Raw genomic sequence first — 14140 nt, forward strand, 5'->3', positions numbered from 1 at the left:
GAGAGATCATGCTCTACGTCGACATCCCCACCCAGCCCGAGCTGCAGACGCTCGTCGCCGCCCGGAGCGAGGCTTCGGTCTCGTTCTACCTGCGCACCACGCCCGAGACGCAGGACATCGGCGCAGCGCGGATCGCGCTCGGCAACCTGCTTCGGACGGCAGTGGGCGAGCTCGAGGCGGCGGGGACCGACAAGCGCACCATCTGGCCCATCGAGGAGCAGGTGCACGACCTCCTCGACGACGACGGCTTCTGGACCCATCAGGCGAACTCCCTCGCGCTATTCGTCACGCCCGGCGGACTGCGTTCGTTCCGCCTCCCCAACCGTCTGGAAGACATGGTCCAGGTCTCGGACCGCTTCCACCTCAAGCCACTGCTGCGCGCGCTCACGGCGCAGCAGCACGCGTTCGTGCTCGCGCTCGCCGAGAACGAGGTGCGCCTCGTCGAGGTCTTCGCCGATCTGCCCGCCAGCGAGGTCGCGGTCGCGGGCATGCCGCGCGACGCCGCGTCCGCCGCCGGGACGGCCAACGTCAACTCGCGCAGCTACTCCGGCCGCAAGGGCGGCGGCGAGGGGCAGAAGGTGCTCCTGCGCGGGTATTGCCGCAAGGTCGACGCGGCGCTGCGGCCAGTTCTCGCGGGCCGATCCGAGCCGTTGATCCTCGCCGCCGCCGAGCCGCTGCGGTCGATGTTCCGCTCGCTCGCGACCCACCAGAACCTCGCGGCCGAGACCCTGGACGCGAGCCCCGTACGCAAGTCCGCGTCGGAGCTCGCCGCCGAGGCGCGGCCGGTCCTCGACGCGATCCACCAGCGCGAGATCGAGGCGGTGCACGCCCTGTTCAGCGCCCGCGAGAACGAGGGCCGCGCGACGACGCAGATCGCGCGTGCGGCGCGCGCCGCCACGTTCGGGGCCGTGGACACGCTGCTCGTGGACATCGACGAGGTCGTGCCCGGCACGATCGACGAGACGACCGGCGAGGTGAGCTTCGCCGACGAGGAGAGCGCCGACAGCTACGGCGTCGTGGACGAGATCGCCGGGCGCGTGCTCGCCGCGGGCGGACGCGTCCTCGCGGTTCGGCGCGACGACATCCCGCAGAAGCAGTCGCTCGCCGCGATCCTGCGCTACGCGATCTGAGCCCGGGCAGGCCTCGCCGGGGCTGCGGGCGGCCCGCTCAGTCCCGGCAGGCGAAGGGCGGGAAGGTGCTCGCGGTCCCGGCGTTCATGGCCAGGATCACCATCACGTTGGCCATGGCGAGCTCTGCCTCGCTACGCGGGCAGACGTCGGCGGGCGCGGTGCAGCCCGAGGCGATGAAGGCGTCGTGTCGGGCGACGAACTCGGCGGAGAGGCCCTCGGTGCCCATGCGCCGCGTCGCCTCCTCCCAGGAGGCGGCGTAGCGCACGCACTTCTCCCGCGTCCAGGCGTCGCCCGTCCCGGGCGGGCCCGCGGTGCCGTCGAGGGCTTCCCCCTCCCAGGACCCGCCGCTCCAGTGATCGCCGACGAAGCCGTCGTCGTGCTGTGCGCGTGCAGGGTGGACCGCCGGGCCGACGAGGAGGCACGCGGCCGCGAGCGCTAGGAGCGCGACCCGGCCCCGCGCCGGCGCGAAGGCCAGGATCGCGCAGCCTGTCGCTGCGGCGAGCGGCCAGGGCAGCAGGTAGGGTCGCGCGGTGACCGCGAAGGCGCCGCCGGCGTCGATCGTCAGCCCGACGAGCGCGTGCCGGACCGTCGAGGCGAGCCCGTCGTCGCGGAACGACGCGACGACGTCCGTCGCGTTACGGTCGATCGCGAAGAGGACGAAGGCGATGCCGGGCAGGAGGACGAGCCCGGCCAGGGCGCCGAGTGCGAGCCGGTCGCGGGTCCGCGACGGGTCCGCGACGCGCGGGAGGAGCGAACCGGCGAGGCTGGCCGACAGGCCGGCCGCGAGGCCCGCCGTCGCGAAGAGCGCGATCACCAGGGCGGTGCGTGGCGAGAGCGCCTCGCCGCGCTCGAGGATGCGCAGCGCCACGATGGCGGCGGTGGCCAGCGCGAGCGCGAGGCCTCTGGCGAAGGCCGAGCCGAGCGCCGCCGCGCTCACCCGCGCGCGCCCGCCGCGGCGGCGCGGATCGCGGCGATGTTGCCGGCATAGGCGGACGGGCCGCCCCTGAAGGCGGCGGAGCCCGCGACGAGCACGTTCGCGCCCGCCGCCGCGACGAGCGGTGCCGTCTGCGGCGTCACGCCCCCGTCGACCTCGATCGCGATCTCGCGATCCCCGACCATCTCCTTGATCCGACGTACCTTCTCGACGACCGGGGCGATGAAGGCCTGCCCGCCGAAGCCGGGGTTCACGGTCATCGCCAGCACGAGGTCGACGTCGTCGAGGAGCGGCGCGATCGCCTCCGCCGGGGTGCCGGGGTTGAGCGCGACGCCGGCCTTCTTGCCGAGCCCGCGGATGGCCTGGAGCGAGCGGTGCACGTGCGGCCCGGCCTCGACGTGCACGGTGATCACGTCCGCACCGGCCTCCGCGAAGGCGGCGAGGTAGGGGTCGGCGGGCGCGATCATCAGATGGACGTCGAACACCTTCGGCGTCGCCGGGCGGATCGCCTGCACGACGACGGGGCCGAAGGTGAGGTTGGGCACGAAGTGCCCGTCCATCACGTCGATGTGGATCCAGTCCCCCCCGGCCTCGGCGACCGCGGCCACCTCGGCGCGCAGCGCGCCGAAATCGGCGGAGAGGATGGAGGGGGCGATGAGCAGGTCGCGCGTCATGCGCCCGGCGCTATCACGGGGGCGGGGCGGGCGCAACGGAGTCTTGACGGGCGACCAGCCGCCCCGCCACCGGCTTCACGATCTGCGGCATGAGATAGATCGGGAACTGCGCCAGCGCGAAGAACAGGAACGTGTCCCCCGGCGTCGCCGCGCCCAGCGCCGCCACGAGGACGCCGATGTTGCGCTGGCCCGTGGCGTAGCCGAGCACGAAGCGCTCGGCGGGTGGGAGCATGCGCAGCGCGAGGAGGCTCGTGGCGAAGCCGACCGCCGAGAGGCCGAAGACGAGGGCGAGCACGCCGGCGACGAAGCCGGGGCGCTCCAGCATCGCGGCCAGCACGCCGTCCATCGCCGCCACCGCGAAGAGGGCGTAGAACAGGACGCCGAGCCCGTCGAAGCGCGCCTTGTGGCGGCGGATGCGCTCGGTGCCCAGGCTCGCGCGCAGCGCCGCGCCGGCCGCGAGCGCGCCGCCGACGAGGAGCGCGAGGCGCTCGACGAGGGCGCGCACGTCGAGTTCCACCGCCGCGCCGGCGATCCATTCGACGAGGAGCGGCGAGACGAGCGGCGCGAGCATCGTCGTGAGCAGCACGACGCATACGAGGAGCGTCGGCGGGAGGTTCAGCATCATCGCCACCGCCGGCGAGGACAGGATCGGCGGCGCGGCGGCCCACAGCGCGAGGCCGAGGACGATCCCGGGCCCGAGCGCCTCGCGCCCGGCGACCGCCAGGATCGCGAGCGCGACGAGGGGCGGCGCGGCGACGAGCCAGGCGGCGGAGAGGCCGATGCGGGCGGGGCGGCGCACCAGCGCGGCGAGCGCCGCGAGATCGACCCGCGCGAAGGTGATCGTCAGGAAGGCGAAGATCGTCAGGCCGAGCAGCGGGCGCGCGGCGGCGGCGAACTGCGGCAGGGCGAGCCCGACGAAGATCGAGAGCGCGAACCCCTGCGTGCCCCAGCGCCCGACGAAGGCGAGGGGATCGGCGAGCGGGGCGGGGAGGGAACGCACGGGGTCGATGCTCCTCGGGGGTGACGTCTCGCGGCCGGCGACGCGCCCTCGCACGGCGGCTTTCGCGCGCGGGGGCATGGCGGGACGGCCGGAATTGGCTTAACCCGGACGGGGCGGGAAGGACACGGGCGAGGTTCGGTATCCATGCGTGCGGATGTGGTGGTCCTCGGGGCGGGAATCGTCGGCGTGTCCGTCGCGCTCCATCTCCAGGCGCGGGGGCGCTCGGTCGCGCTCGTCGACCGACGCGAGGCCGGCGAGGAGACGAGCTACGGCAACGCGGGGCTCATCGAGCGCGCCTCGATCGTGCCCTACGCCTTCCCGCGCGACCCCGCCAAGCTCGTGCGCTACGGCCTCAACCGCTCGACGGAGGCGCACTACCATCTGGCCCACTTGCCGAAGATCGCGCCCTGGCTCGCGCGCTACTGGCGCGCCTCCTCCAAGCGCGGTCTCGCCGAGGCGACCCGCGCCATGCTGCCGCTCATCGAATTGTGCGTCACCGAGCACGAGAAGCTGATGAACGACGCCGGCATCGCGCCGCTCCTGCGCAAGACCGGCTGGATCAAGGGCTTCCGCTCGCAGCGCACCTTCGACAAGGCGCTGCGCGAGGCGGAGGCGACGAAGCCCTTCGGAATCTCCTACGACGTGCTCGACCAGGCGCAGGTGCACGACCGCGAGCCGCATCTCTCCGACGTGATCATCGGCGGCATCCACTGGCTCGACCCCGCGACGGTGCCCGACCCGAGCGCGGTCGCGAAGGGCTACGCGCGGCTCTTCCTCCAGCGCGGCGGGCGCTTCGTGCACGGCGACGCGCGCAGCTTCACCGTCGAGACGGGCGGCTGGGCGGTGGAGACGGAGGGCGGGCGGCTGTCCGCGGAAGAGGCGGTGATCGCGCTCGGACCGTGGTCGGACGACGTGTTCCGGCCGCTGGGCTACACCATCCCGCTCGCGGTGAAGCGCGGCTACCACATGCACTACAAGCCGCAGGGCAACGCGGTGCTCAACCACCCGGTCTTCGACACCGACGCGGGCTTCGTTCTCGCGCCGATGACGCAGGGCGTGCGCATGACGACGGGCGCCGAGTTCGCCCATCGCGACGCGCCGCCGACGCCGGTGCAGGTCGACCGCGCCGAGCCGCTCGCGCGCGAGATCTTCCCGCTCGGCACCCGGGCCGACGAGAAACCCTGGCTCGGCGCGCGGCCCTGCCTGCCGGACATGCGCCCGGTCATCGGACCGGCGCCGAAGCACCGCGGGCTCTGGTTCGCCTTCGGCCACAACCACCACGGCTTCACGCTGGGGCCGGTGACCGGCCGGCTCCTCGCGGAGCTGATGACGGACGCCGTGCCCTGCGCCGATCCCTACTGGTTCCGCGCCGACCGGTTCTGAATGGCGTCGTCGGGCTCGATCTGCGCCTCCTCCGCCTCGGCGAGGGAGCGGCTCGGGTCCCCCGGAAGGTCGACCTCGTCGAGCCGCCCGTGGGCCGCGAGCGCCTCGTAGGCCGCGACGTGCTCCGCCGTGCCGAGCGCGAGCGCCGAATCGAAGGCGGCGAGGACGGCGGCGGCGTCGGGGCCGGCCTGCGCCGCGACGGCCTCGCGCCACGTCTGCGTCATGCGCTTCCTGGCGACGCGGGCCATCGGCGTCCTCCCGACTTGAACCGAACGATAAGCCTTCCCTACTTAGATGCGCCGCATTCGTGTCGCTCCGCAAGGCGCGAGCGACGTGGGATCGGGTGGCGGATTCGGGTGGGATCATGGCGTACGGGGACCGACAGGCCCGCCGGGGTGGGATCGGGGAAGCGAGCGGGGGCGCCCGCGCGGTGCTGCTCGTGCTCGCCGCCTTCGCCGCTCTGGGCTGGGGCGCGGCCTTCTACGCGCTCTGGCTCGACGCCGGCCACCGCACCGTGTCCGCCGCGGCGCTGGAGCGGCTCGAGGCGGAGAACGCCATGCTCCGCCGGGTGATCGCGCCGATCGAGGATCTCGCCGACACGCGCCCGCCGGCGCTCGCCGATGGTGGCGCCTCCGACCCGCACCGCCTCGACCCGCGCGAGACCGGAGGGGTGCTGCGGCTCGCCGAGGCGCAGGCGGCCGAACTCGTCCCGGCCACCGCCGCCGCGGCGCGCGAGGAGGACGACGCGCGGCAGCGCGTCCGCGCCCAGGCCGTGCGGGTCCTGGAGGATCGCGTCCTCGCCCTGCGCGACGACATCGTACGCCTGGAGCGGCAGGTTGCGGAAGCCCAGCGCGCCCGCGATGCGGCACGGACCGAGAGCGAGGCGCGCACCGCCGAGGCGACGCGCGCGGCGGCCGAGGCGGATGCGGCACGCGCCGAGGTGCGAGCGGCCCGCGAGACCCTTCGCACCGCGCAGGAGGAGATCCGCGCGATGCAGGAGGAGATCCGCGTCACGCGCGAGTCGCTGCCCGCGCTGCGCGACGAGGCACGGGCCGCCCGTGCGGAGGCGGACGCCGCCAGCGAGGACGCGCGGCGCCGACTCCAGGGTCTCGACGACCGGATCGAAGGCGCGCGTGCCGCGCTCGCCGCCGCCGAGGAGCGCCGCGACGGGCTCGGCGCGGAGGTCGCCGACCTCCAGGCGCGCCGCGACACCCTCGCGGACGAGGTCGAAGCGTTGCGCGCGGCGCGCGCGCAGGCCGCCGCGTCCGCACCGGTCGAATCCGCCGAGGCGGATGCGGCCCGCGCCGGTGCCGAGGCGCGCCTCGCGGGCCTGCGCGCCGACATCGTCGCGGCCGAGCGCCGGCTCGCCGAGGCGCGGGCGGCGGCCGATGCCGTCGCGGAGGATTCCGCCGCACGAGACGATGCGGCCCGCGCCGCGGCTGCGGCCCGGCTCGCCGAGATCGACGCCGAGATATCCGCCGCCGAGCGGCGGCTCGCCGAGGTGACGCGCGCCGCCGACGCCGCCGACGCCCGCGTCGGCGCGGCCCGTCCGGCCCGCTCCGCGCCCCCCGTGCCCGATCCGGCCTCCGCACCCGCGGCGCTGCCGCGCACGGAGACGCGCCCGGACGGGTCGCGGGTCATCCGCGTCGTGCCGGCGTTCCAGTAGCCCGCAGCCGACGCGGCCGAACGAGACGCACCCTCTCGCCGTTTCCCCCGCTCCCATGTGGCGAGCGGAGGACGGCCATGAGCGCGATCGCGGATCTCTTCGACCTGAGCGGCCAGGCGGCCGTCGTCACCGGCGCGTCGTCGGGCATCGGCGCGGGCATCGCCCGGCTGCTCGGCGAGGCCGGCGCGGACGTCGTCGTGAACTACCGCAGCAGCGAGGACGGTGCGCGCGCCGTCGTCGCCGAGATCGAGGCCGCCGGGCGCCGGGCGATCCCCGTCCAGGCGGACGTCTCGAAGGAGGAGGACGTCGCGCGGCTGTTCGAGGAGGCGCGCCGCGCCTTCGGCACCGTGCACATCCTCGTCGCCAATGCCGGCCTGCAGCGCGACGCACCCGCCCACGAGATGAGCGTCGAGGATTGGCGCACCGTCATCGACGTCAACCTGACGGGCCAGTTCCTCGCCTGCCGGGAGGCGATCCGCGAGTTCCGCCGTCGGGGCATGGTGCCGCAGACGTGTCCCTCGCTCGGCAAGATCGTGTCGATCTCGTCGGTGCACCAGTTCATCCCCTGGGCCGGGCGGGTGAACTACGCGGCGTCGAAGGGCGGCACCATGCTGATGATGCAGTCCCTCGCCCAGGAGTACGCGCACGAGAAGATCCGCGTGAACGGCATCGCGCCGGGCGCGATCAAGACGAAGATCAACGAGGACTCGTGGGCGGACCCCGAGGCGGAGCGCGCGCTCCTCGAGCTCGTTCCCTACGGACGCATCGGCGATCCCGACGACGTCGCGCAGGCGGCGCTGTGGCTCGCCTGCGACGCGAGCGACTACGTCACCGGCGAGACGATCGTGGTCGACGGCGGGATGGCGCTCTATCCGGGCTTCCGCGACGGCGGCTGAGGCACCTCGGCGCCCGGCACCTGCGTGGCCGGCTCCTGTCCGCCGGCCGCGCCGCCCTGGCCGAGCGCGAGCCCCTTGGCGAGCCGCTCGATCCGGTCGGCGGCCTTCACCACCGCATGCGAGAGCTTGTCCTCGCTGGCCTCGCGGCGCTCGTCGGCGCCCGCGAGCGTGTTCCTCAGTTGCGCGACCTCGCCCTCCAGCGCGGCGATGCGCGCCTGCGCATCCACCAGCGTGTCGGCGAAGGTGAGCGCCGCCATCACCTGGAGGCGCATGTCGCCGATCTCGCCGAAGGCCTCGCGCATCTCGCCGATCTTGGCGTCGAGCATGGAGGCGAGCCCCTCGAGCCGCGCCTCCTCGCCTGCGCCGCAGGCCATGCGGTAGGTCTTGCCGGCGATGACGACGGTGATCTGCGGCACGATGGGGGCCTCCGACGCTTTCGTCACAGGTGCGGCGCGACGCCGGCGTCGTCGAGCACGCCGCGCACGGCGGCGAGCGCGCGGCCGACGCGGCCCTCGACGTCCCGCGTCGTCGCCTCGAGCGCCTCGAGTCGCACGCTGGCGCTCTCGAGGTCGACGGCGAGGCGGGCGCGGTCGTCCTGCATGATCTGGAGTTCGGTCTCGAGGTCCGCGCGGCTGCGCTCGGCCTCGAGCCGGCGCGTCACGGCCGCCTCCAGCTGGCCGAGCGACCGCTCGAGCCGCTCCAGCGCCTCGTCGAGCGAAACGGCCATGCCAGCGCTCCCCGGAAGCTCGCGACAGAAGCCGGAAGGGTAGGGGGCGAATCGAAAAGCGGCAAGCCGGAGCCCGCCGCTTTCCACCGGAATTCGATCCGTGTTCCCGGATGCTTAGGCCCGGCCGCTCAGGCGCGGTGTCAGGCCTCGCGCGGTCAGGCCGCGCGCACGTCCACGCCCTTCACCGGCAGCGAGAAGCGCTCGGCGAGGTGCCAGCGCAGCTCGCGCAGCGACTGGTAGGGGTAGGAACGGTCGATCATGTGGCTGAGGTCGCGCTTGCCGGCCCTGCCGGCGGCGAACAGACGGGCCACGGTGAAGGTGTCGCCATCGGGGCGATGGTCGATCTGGGGATGAATCTCGAACTGCATGGTATGGCGTCTTCGTTCTTCTTCGATTGTGTCGGACTCGTTGGCGGTCCCGTCTGAAGCGCGAACGTGCCATTGCATGGCGACAGGCGCGTGACGGTCGGTGAGCCGCTCGTATCCGAGTTGGGATGCCCGCGCGGCGCGAATGCCGCCGGGGCGTCGGTGAACGCCGTGGGGCGTAGGCCGGTTCCGCGTCCTGCGGAGCGTCGGCACGCGCTCGGCGCCTTCCGGCGCCGGCCACGGCACGCGCGTCGAACAGCGACGTCGCGTCTGGATGAACATGGGTCCTGCGGCGGGAAATTGCAAGCCTCTCGCGCCTCATCCGGCATGATACGCAGGCGTGCCTCCGGCGCCCGCGCGCCGGCCCCATTCCGGGTTCGCGCCGCTTGGCGCTTTCCCTTCCGCCCGCGACGCTGCTAGCATCCCCTCCCGCGGCGCGCGCTGCGCGCGCGGGCCCGAGATACCAGGGCGAGAACGAGGGAAGGACGGCGGCATGGACACCGGGACGACGATGCGCGCGGCGAACGACGTGAGGGCGCCCAACGACCTCTCGTCCTGGTGGATGCCCTTCACGGCCAACCGCGCCTTCAAGGCCTCGCCGCGCATGATCACCGGCGCCAAGGACATGCACTACACCACGCCGGACGGCCGGCGGGTGATCGACGGCATCGCCGGCCTGTGGTCCTGCAACGCGGGCCATGCGCGCGACCCGATCGTCGCCGCGATCCAGCGCCAGGCGCAGGAGCTCGACTACTCGCCCGCCTTCCAGTTCGGCCACCCGCACGGCTTCGCGGCGGCCGCGCGCATCGCCCAGATGGCGCCGGGCGACCTCGACCACGTGTTCTTCACCAATTCCGGCTCGGAGGCGATCGACACGGCGCTCAAGATCGCGCTCGCCTACTGGAACGTTTCGGGGCAGGGTCAGAAGACGCGGCTCATCGGGCGCGAGCGCGGCTATCACGGCGTGGGCTTCGGCGGCATCTCGGTCGGCGGCATCGTCACGAACCGCAAGTTCTTCGGCACGCTGCTCGCCGGCGTCGACCACCTGCCGCACACCTACTCGCGCGAGCACCAGGCCTTCACCAAGGGCGAGCCGGAGTGGGGCGCGCACCTCGCCGACGACCTCGAGCGCATCGTCGCGCTGCACGACGCCTCCACCGTCGCGGCCGTCGTGGTCGAGCCGATGGCGGGCTCCACCGGCGTGCTGCCTCCCCCGAAGGGCTATCTGAAGCGCCTGCGCGAGATCTGCGACAAGCACGGCATCCTGCTCGTCTTCGACGAGGTGATCTCCGGCTTCGGCCGCCTCGGCTTCGCCTTCGCGGCGGAGCGCTACGGCGTGGTCCCCGACATGATCACCTTCGCCAAGGCGGTGAACTCCGGCACCGTGCCGATGGGCGGCGTGATCGTGCGCAAGGGCGTGCACGACGCGTTCATGAAGGGTCCCGAGCACGTCATCGAGCTGTTCCACGGCTACACCTATTCCGGCCACCCGCTCGCCTGCGCCGCGGCGATCGCCACGCTCGACCTCTACCGGGAGGAGAAACTGTTCGAGCGCGCGCTGGCGCTCGAGCCGGTCTGGGCGGACGCGATGATGTCCTTGAAGGACCTGCCGAACGTGCTCGACATCCGCACCGTGGGCCTCGTCGGCGCGATCGACCTCGCGTCGCGGCCGGACGGCGTCGGCAAGCGTGCCTTCGAGGCGATGGACCTCGCCTTCCGCGAGCACGACGTCGTCATCCGCATCACCGCGGACACGATCGCGCTGACGCCGCCGCTGATCATCACGGAGGATCAGATCGGCGAGATCGTCGACAAGGTCGGTCGCGTCATCCGCGCGGTGGCGTGAGGCGATCGCGCCCGTGCTGATGCGCCGCGACAGGGCCCAGGTCCTCGCCGTCGACCTGCAGGAGCGGCTCTTGCCGGCGCTCCCGCGCGGCGAGGCGGCGCTCGCGCGCGCCGCGATCGTGCTGCGGGCGGCGGGCCTCCTCGGCATCCCGGTCGCCGCCTGCGTGCACTACCCGAAGGGGCTCGGGCCGCTCGCGGGGCCGATCCGCGCGGCGCTGCCGGAGAGGGCGCCGGTCTTCGAGAAGATCGGCTTCAGCGCCGCCGCGGAGCCCACGGTCGCTGGCTGGCTCGACGCCAACCGCGCGCGGGGGTGCGACCAGGTGGTGATCGTCGGCGCGGAGGCGCACGTCTGCGTCCTCCAGACGGCGCTCGACCTGATCGGGCGTGGGTTCCACGTCTTCGTCGTCGCCGACGCCGTGGCGAGCCGCGCCGACACCGACCTCCACGCCGCCACCGCCCGCCTGCTCCACGCCGGGGGCCATTGGGTGACGAGCGAGATGGCGGCCTTCGAATGGGCGGAGCGGGGCGACGATCCGGCGTTCCGGGAGGTGCTGGGGCTGGTGAAGTGAGGGTTGGAGCTTGCGTTCGCCGTTGCGCTGATCGCGTGAGAGCGGGCGCGGTTGCTACGAGATGCGGACGAGAGGTAGCGAATCGAACGCCTCGTCTGCGGTCACCACGGGCACACCTTCCAGGATCGCTTGTGCCGCGATCAGCCGATCGAACGGGTCCTCGTGGTCGGCTTCCAGCAACCCGCCCGTCAGCGCATGCTTGGAGGTCACGGGGAGCTCGAGCATCTGCTGCTCATCGAGGAAAGTTTGATAATTACCGACGAGATCGGCAACGCCGGCAAGCTTGCCGATCCGGAACTTGGTCGCGATCTCCCAGGCCGATGCGGCGCTGACGAAAACTGCGTTCTCGATGTCTTCGATGTGATGCCGTGCCGGTGCGGACAGCTTTTCGTCACCCAGAAAGAACCAGATCAGCGCATGCGTATCGAGGAGGAGCTTCACGATCGAAGCTCACAACTCATCGTCAGTCAGTGGGCGGAAGAAGTCGTCCGGCACTGCGAAGCGCCCCCGATAGGCTCCGTAGACGCGCTTGCGTGGCTTGCTGGCCGTCGTGCCCTCGGCTGGAGCGAAGTCGTGTGAGAAGCTCACGGTCAGAGAATCCGCGCGCCACGGCTGCGGCAGGCGAGTCGATCCCTCCCACGCGCCGGCAGGCTGCATGTCCGACGAGCTACGTGCCTCGCGTTCCGCCATCGTCGAAGATCCACACCCGCTGCGAGATTCTCAAAATGCACCCGTCTCGCCTGCGAGGCAAGAGCACGTTCCGCATTACCGCGCCTCGCCTCACCCCGGCCCCGTCCGGCTCGCGCCGCTCGGGTCCTCGCCGTTGGAGGCGACGTATCCCTTGAGCTCCTCGATCGAGCCGAAGACGAGGCGGCCGTCGGGAGTCTCGGCCTCGATGGAGCCGTCGGAATACATGACGTAGCGATTGGCGCCCGAGACGTGGGTGCCGACGACATGCGGAGGCTCCGGCGGCTCGGCGCCGGCCTCCGCCGGCGTCTCGCCGATCTCGGCCTCGTCCGCATGCGGAGCGTCCGCCGGAACGGCGTCCTCTTCGCCCCCGTGCGACGCCTCGTCGAGCGCGACGGTCGGCGTCGGTGCGGTCTCGTCCTGCGGCGTAACCTCCAGCTCGGGTGCCTCGGCGTCAGGAGGGAGAGAGGGGGCGCTCGCCTCGTGGCGGCGGGTCAGCGCTTCGGCCTCGGCGGCGATGCGGCTCGGCTCGCGCGGTGCGAGAACGGGCTCCTCGATGCCGGCGACAGGGAGTGGTGCGACGTCCGGCTCCTCATGCGGCTCCTGTTCGAACTCTTCTTCGGGCGCTGCTTCGGGCTCCTCTCGCGGCTCGTCTCCCAGCGGCTCGGGCGCGGGCTCGGAACGCGTGTCCTGGCCGTCCTCGGCCCCAACCGCGGGCGGCGCGTCGGCAATGCGCGGCTCGATCGGCAGGTCGCCCGAGGCTTCCTCGTCGGGCTCCGTCGCCGACGGCTCGCCGATCGGCCCCAGATCGAGCGGCGGCAACCCGGCCTCGGGCTCGGGCCGAGCCGTCTCCAGCGAAGGCGCGATCGCCCCCGCCGCGACGCCGCCGATGCCGAGCGCGACGGCGGGCGCCGGCCCAGCGGGCGCGGTGGGATCCTGCGGCGGCAGCTTCGGCGCGATCTCGCGGGCGGGCGTCGGCGCAACCGGCTCCGGTGCTGCGCCGAGCCCCTCCGCCGCATCCCCCCCGGGCGTCCCCGGCCGGCGCGGGAAGGCCGGCGACGCCGCGTTGCGGCTGGCCCGGACCGCGTCCGCCAGCGAATCGATCCGCGTCGCGAGCGCGCGTGCGGCCGCTGCGACGCCGCCGAGCACGAGCCCGCCGGTCGCGAGCGTCGCACCCGCGATCACCATCGACCATCCGCGCTCCAAGAGAAGGATCTCCCAGCCGGTCAAGACCGCGAAGGCCCCGCCCACGATCATGGCGGCGGCGACGACGTAGAGGACGACGAACATGGGTGACCTTCGAGAACACGTGCCGGGAGACGCGCACGGCGCCACGGTATGTCGAACGCGCGCCGTTGCCAATCGACGAGGATCCGCCGATCGGTCAGGATCGGCTCGCGGGCCGAGTTGGTTCCGCAAGCCGCCGTCGAATCGGCGTCCTCGTGCGTTATTCCCATGCCGGCGTGCCGCGCTCGCGGTTGCCGGAGGGCGGCGCGAGGCTTAGTTCTGTGGCGCCGCGTGCAGCCGCGCGCACCGAGACGAACGGCCGAGTCGCATGGCCGACTCGATTGGCCGAGACGAACGTCCCAGGAGAGAGACCCATGTCCTTCGTGCTTCCCCCCCTGCCTTACGCCTACGACGCGCTCTCGCCCTACATGTCGGCCGAGACGCTCGAATTCCATCACGACAAGCACCACAACGCCTACGTGACCAAGGGCAACGAGCTGCTGGAAGGGTCCGAGCTCGCCGGCAAGTCGCTCGAGGAGATCGTGAAGGGCTCCTACGGCACGAATCAGGCGCTCTTCAACAATGCCGGCCAGCACTACAACCATCTGCACTTCTGGAACTGGATGAAGCCCGGCGGCGGCGGCGCCATCCCCGGCGCGCTGGAGAAGAAGATCGTCGAGGATCTCGGCGGCGTCGAGAAGATGAAGGCGGATTTCGTCGCGGCGGGTGTCGGCCAGTTCGGCTCCGGCTGGTGCTGGGTCGCCGTGAAGGACGGCAAGCTCGCCATCATGAAGACGCCCAACGGCGAGAGCCCGCTCGTCCACGGCGCGACGCCGATCCTCGGCTGCGACGTGTGGGAGCACTCCTACTACATCGACTACCGCAACCGCCGCCCGGACTACATCAAGGCCTTCCTCGACCACCTGGTGAACTGGGAATACGTCGAGAAGCTCTACACCGAGGCCGTCTGATCGCCGGGTCGCCCTGACGCGCACAGGAACGGGACCCCTCGCGGGATCCCGTTCTCGTTTCCGGTC

General features: G+C 72.7%; 16 protein-coding genes. 7 read left to right on the plus strand and 9 right to left on the minus strand.

The features are described 5' to 3' along the window. The first annotated feature begins 8 nt into the window (after positions 1-8). A complete protein-coding gene (locus AB9M23_RS04705; RefSeq protein WP_372422935.1) occupies positions 9-1130 on the plus strand; it encodes a baeRF11 domain-containing protein in 1122 nt (373 codons plus the stop codon). A 37-nt stretch (positions 1131-1167) separates the two neighbouring features. On the opposite strand, the gene AB9M23_RS04710 is transcribed toward AB9M23_RS04705, so the two are convergent. From AB9M23_RS04710 to AB9M23_RS04720, 3 genes are read right to left on the minus strand one after another with little or no spacing between them, the layout of a single operon-like run. Continuing rightward, entirely contained in the window at positions 1168-2067 is a 900-nt protein-coding gene (locus AB9M23_RS04710; protein ID WP_372422936.1) for a hypothetical protein, read from the minus strand. Continuing rightward, entirely contained in the window at positions 2064-2738 is a 675-nt protein-coding gene (gene rpe / locus AB9M23_RS04715; protein WP_372422938.1) for a ribulose-phosphate 3-epimerase, read from the minus strand. The genes AB9M23_RS04710 and rpe overlap by 4 nt, the downstream gene beginning before the upstream one ends. A 13-nt stretch (positions 2739-2751) precedes the next feature. Then, on the minus strand, positions 2752-3738 hold the full coding sequence (locus tag AB9M23_RS04720) for a hypothetical protein (RefSeq protein ID WP_372422940.1): 987 nt from the start codon (positions 3736-3738) through the stop codon (positions 2752-2754). Positions 3739-3882: 144 nt separating this feature from the next. Here AB9M23_RS04720 and AB9M23_RS04725 point away from each other — a divergent pair, with 144 nt between their 5' ends. Next, on the plus strand, positions 3883-5121 hold the full coding sequence (locus AB9M23_RS04725) for an NAD(P)/FAD-dependent oxidoreductase (protein WP_372422942.1): 1239 nt from the start codon (positions 3883-3885) through the stop codon (positions 5119-5121). On the opposite strand, the gene AB9M23_RS04730 is transcribed toward AB9M23_RS04725, so the two are convergent. Further along, the gene (locus tag AB9M23_RS04730) at positions 5094-5369 is read right to left on the minus strand and encodes a hypothetical protein (RefSeq protein WP_372422944.1); all 276 of its coding nucleotides are present in this window, start codon (positions 5367-5369) and stop codon (positions 5094-5096) included. The genes AB9M23_RS04725 and AB9M23_RS04730 overlap by 28 nt on opposite strands. Positions 5370-5485: 116 nt before the next feature. On the opposite strand from AB9M23_RS04730, the gene AB9M23_RS04735 reads away from it, so the two are divergent. Together AB9M23_RS04735 and AB9M23_RS04740 are read left to right on the plus strand one after the other, a co-directional pair. After that, positions 5486-6787: a hypothetical protein gene (locus tag AB9M23_RS04735; RefSeq protein ID WP_372422946.1), complete on the plus strand. Its 1302-nt coding sequence runs from the start codon at positions 5486-5488 to the stop codon at positions 6785-6787. Positions 6788-6864: 77 nt separating this feature from the next. Then, on the plus strand, positions 6865-7683 hold the full coding sequence (locus AB9M23_RS04740) for an SDR family oxidoreductase (protein ID WP_372422948.1): 819 nt from the start codon (positions 6865-6867) through the stop codon (positions 7681-7683). On the opposite strand, the gene AB9M23_RS04745 is transcribed toward AB9M23_RS04740, so the two are convergent. The 3 genes from AB9M23_RS04745 to AB9M23_RS04755 all read right to left on the minus strand — a co-directional run bounded on the left by AB9M23_RS04745 (position 7656) and on the right by AB9M23_RS04755 (position 8778). Beyond that, positions 7656-8099 (minus strand): cell division protein ZapA, encoded by a 444-nt coding sequence (locus tag AB9M23_RS04745; RefSeq protein ID WP_372422950.1) that lies wholly within the window; start codon positions 8097-8099, stop codon positions 7656-7658. The two genes, AB9M23_RS04740 and AB9M23_RS04745, sit on opposite strands and share 28 nt — an antisense overlap. Positions 8100-8122: 23 nt before the next feature. Next, positions 8123-8410: a DUF4164 domain-containing protein gene (locus AB9M23_RS04750; protein ID WP_372422951.1), complete on the minus strand. Its 288-nt coding sequence runs from the start codon at positions 8408-8410 to the stop codon at positions 8123-8125. A gap of 155 nt (positions 8411-8565) precedes the next feature. Continuing rightward, a complete protein-coding gene (locus AB9M23_RS04755; RefSeq protein ID WP_372422953.1) occupies positions 8566-8778 on the minus strand; it encodes a hypothetical protein in 213 nt (70 codons plus the stop codon). A 490-nt stretch (positions 8779-9268) separates the two neighbouring features. On the opposite strand from AB9M23_RS04755, the gene aptA reads away from it, so the two are divergent. Together aptA and AB9M23_RS04765 are read left to right on the plus strand one after the other, a co-directional pair. Beyond that, positions 9269-10621: an omega-aminotransferase AptA gene (gene aptA, locus AB9M23_RS04760; protein ID WP_372422954.1), complete on the plus strand. Its 1353-nt coding sequence runs from the start codon at positions 9269-9271 to the stop codon at positions 10619-10621. A 19-nt stretch (positions 10622-10640) separates the two neighbouring features. Next, a complete protein-coding gene (locus tag AB9M23_RS04765; RefSeq protein WP_372422956.1) occupies positions 10641-11189 on the plus strand; it encodes an isochorismatase family protein in 549 nt (182 codons plus the stop codon). 54 nt (positions 11190-11243) lie between these two features. On the opposite strand, the gene AB9M23_RS04770 is transcribed toward AB9M23_RS04765, so the two are convergent. Continuing rightward, a complete protein-coding gene (locus AB9M23_RS04770; RefSeq protein WP_372422958.1) occupies positions 11244-11630 on the minus strand; it encodes a type II toxin-antitoxin system VapC family toxin in 387 nt (128 codons plus the stop codon). A gap of 339 nt (positions 11631-11969) precedes the next feature. After that, positions 11970-13166 (minus strand): hypothetical protein, encoded by a 1197-nt coding sequence (locus AB9M23_RS04775; RefSeq protein WP_372422960.1) that lies wholly within the window; start codon positions 13164-13166, stop codon positions 11970-11972. A gap of 311 nt (positions 13167-13477) precedes the next feature. On the opposite strand from AB9M23_RS04775, the gene AB9M23_RS04780 reads away from it, so the two are divergent. Then, on the plus strand, positions 13478-14074 hold the full coding sequence (locus tag AB9M23_RS04780; RefSeq protein ID WP_372422962.1) for a superoxide dismutase: 597 nt from the start codon (positions 13478-13480) through the stop codon (positions 14072-14074). Positions 14075-14140 lie beyond the last annotated feature (66 nt).

Source organism: Salinarimonas chemoclinalis (genome assembly GCF_041514305.1).
In the GTDB taxonomy this organism is placed as follows: domain Bacteria; phylum Pseudomonadota; class Alphaproteobacteria; order Rhizobiales; family Beijerinckiaceae; genus Salinarimonas; species Salinarimonas chemoclinalis.

Bases quoted from the DNA above. Each gene is read 5' to 3' on its own strand.
- AB9M23_RS04705 (WP_372422935.1), top strand. From the start codon at position 9: ATGCTCTACGTCGACATCCCCACCCAGCCCGAGCTGCAGACGCTCGTC.
- AB9M23_RS04765 (WP_372422956.1), top strand. From the start codon at position 10,641: ATGCGCCGCGACAGGGCCCAGGTCCTCGCCGTCGACCTGCAGGAGCGG.
- AB9M23_RS04725 (WP_372422942.1), top strand. From the start codon at position 3,883: ATGCGTGCGGATGTGGTGGTCCTCGGGGCGGGAATCGTCGGCGTGTCC.
- AB9M23_RS04730 (WP_372422944.1), bottom strand. From the start codon at position 5,369: ATGGCCCGCGTCGCCAGGAAGCGCATGACGCAGACGTGGCGCGAGGCC.
- AB9M23_RS04735 (WP_372422946.1), top strand. From the start codon at position 5,486: ATGGCGTACGGGGACCGACAGGCCCGCCGGGGTGGGATCGGGGAAGCG.
- AB9M23_RS04780 (WP_372422962.1), top strand. From the start codon at position 13,478: ATGTCCTTCGTGCTTCCCCCCCTGCCTTACGCCTACGACGCGCTCTCG.
- aptA (WP_372422954.1), top strand. From the start codon at position 9,269: ATGGACACCGGGACGACGATGCGCGCGGCGAACGACGTGAGGGCGCCC.
- AB9M23_RS04775 (WP_372422960.1), bottom strand. From the start codon at position 13,166: ATGTTCGTCGTCCTCTACGTCGTCGCCGCCGCCATGATCGTGGGCGGG.
- rpe (WP_372422938.1), bottom strand. From the start codon at position 2,738: ATGACGCGCGACCTGCTCATCGCCCCCTCCATCCTCTCCGCCGATTTC.
- AB9M23_RS04750 (WP_372422951.1), bottom strand. From the start codon at position 8,410: ATGGCCGTTTCGCTCGACGAGGCGCTGGAGCGGCTCGAGCGGTCGCTC.
- AB9M23_RS04740 (WP_372422948.1), top strand. From the start codon at position 6,865: ATGAGCGCGATCGCGGATCTCTTCGACCTGAGCGGCCAGGCGGCCGTC.
- AB9M23_RS04755 (WP_372422953.1), bottom strand. From the start codon at position 8,778: ATGCAGTTCGAGATTCATCCCCAGATCGACCATCGCCCCGATGGCGAC.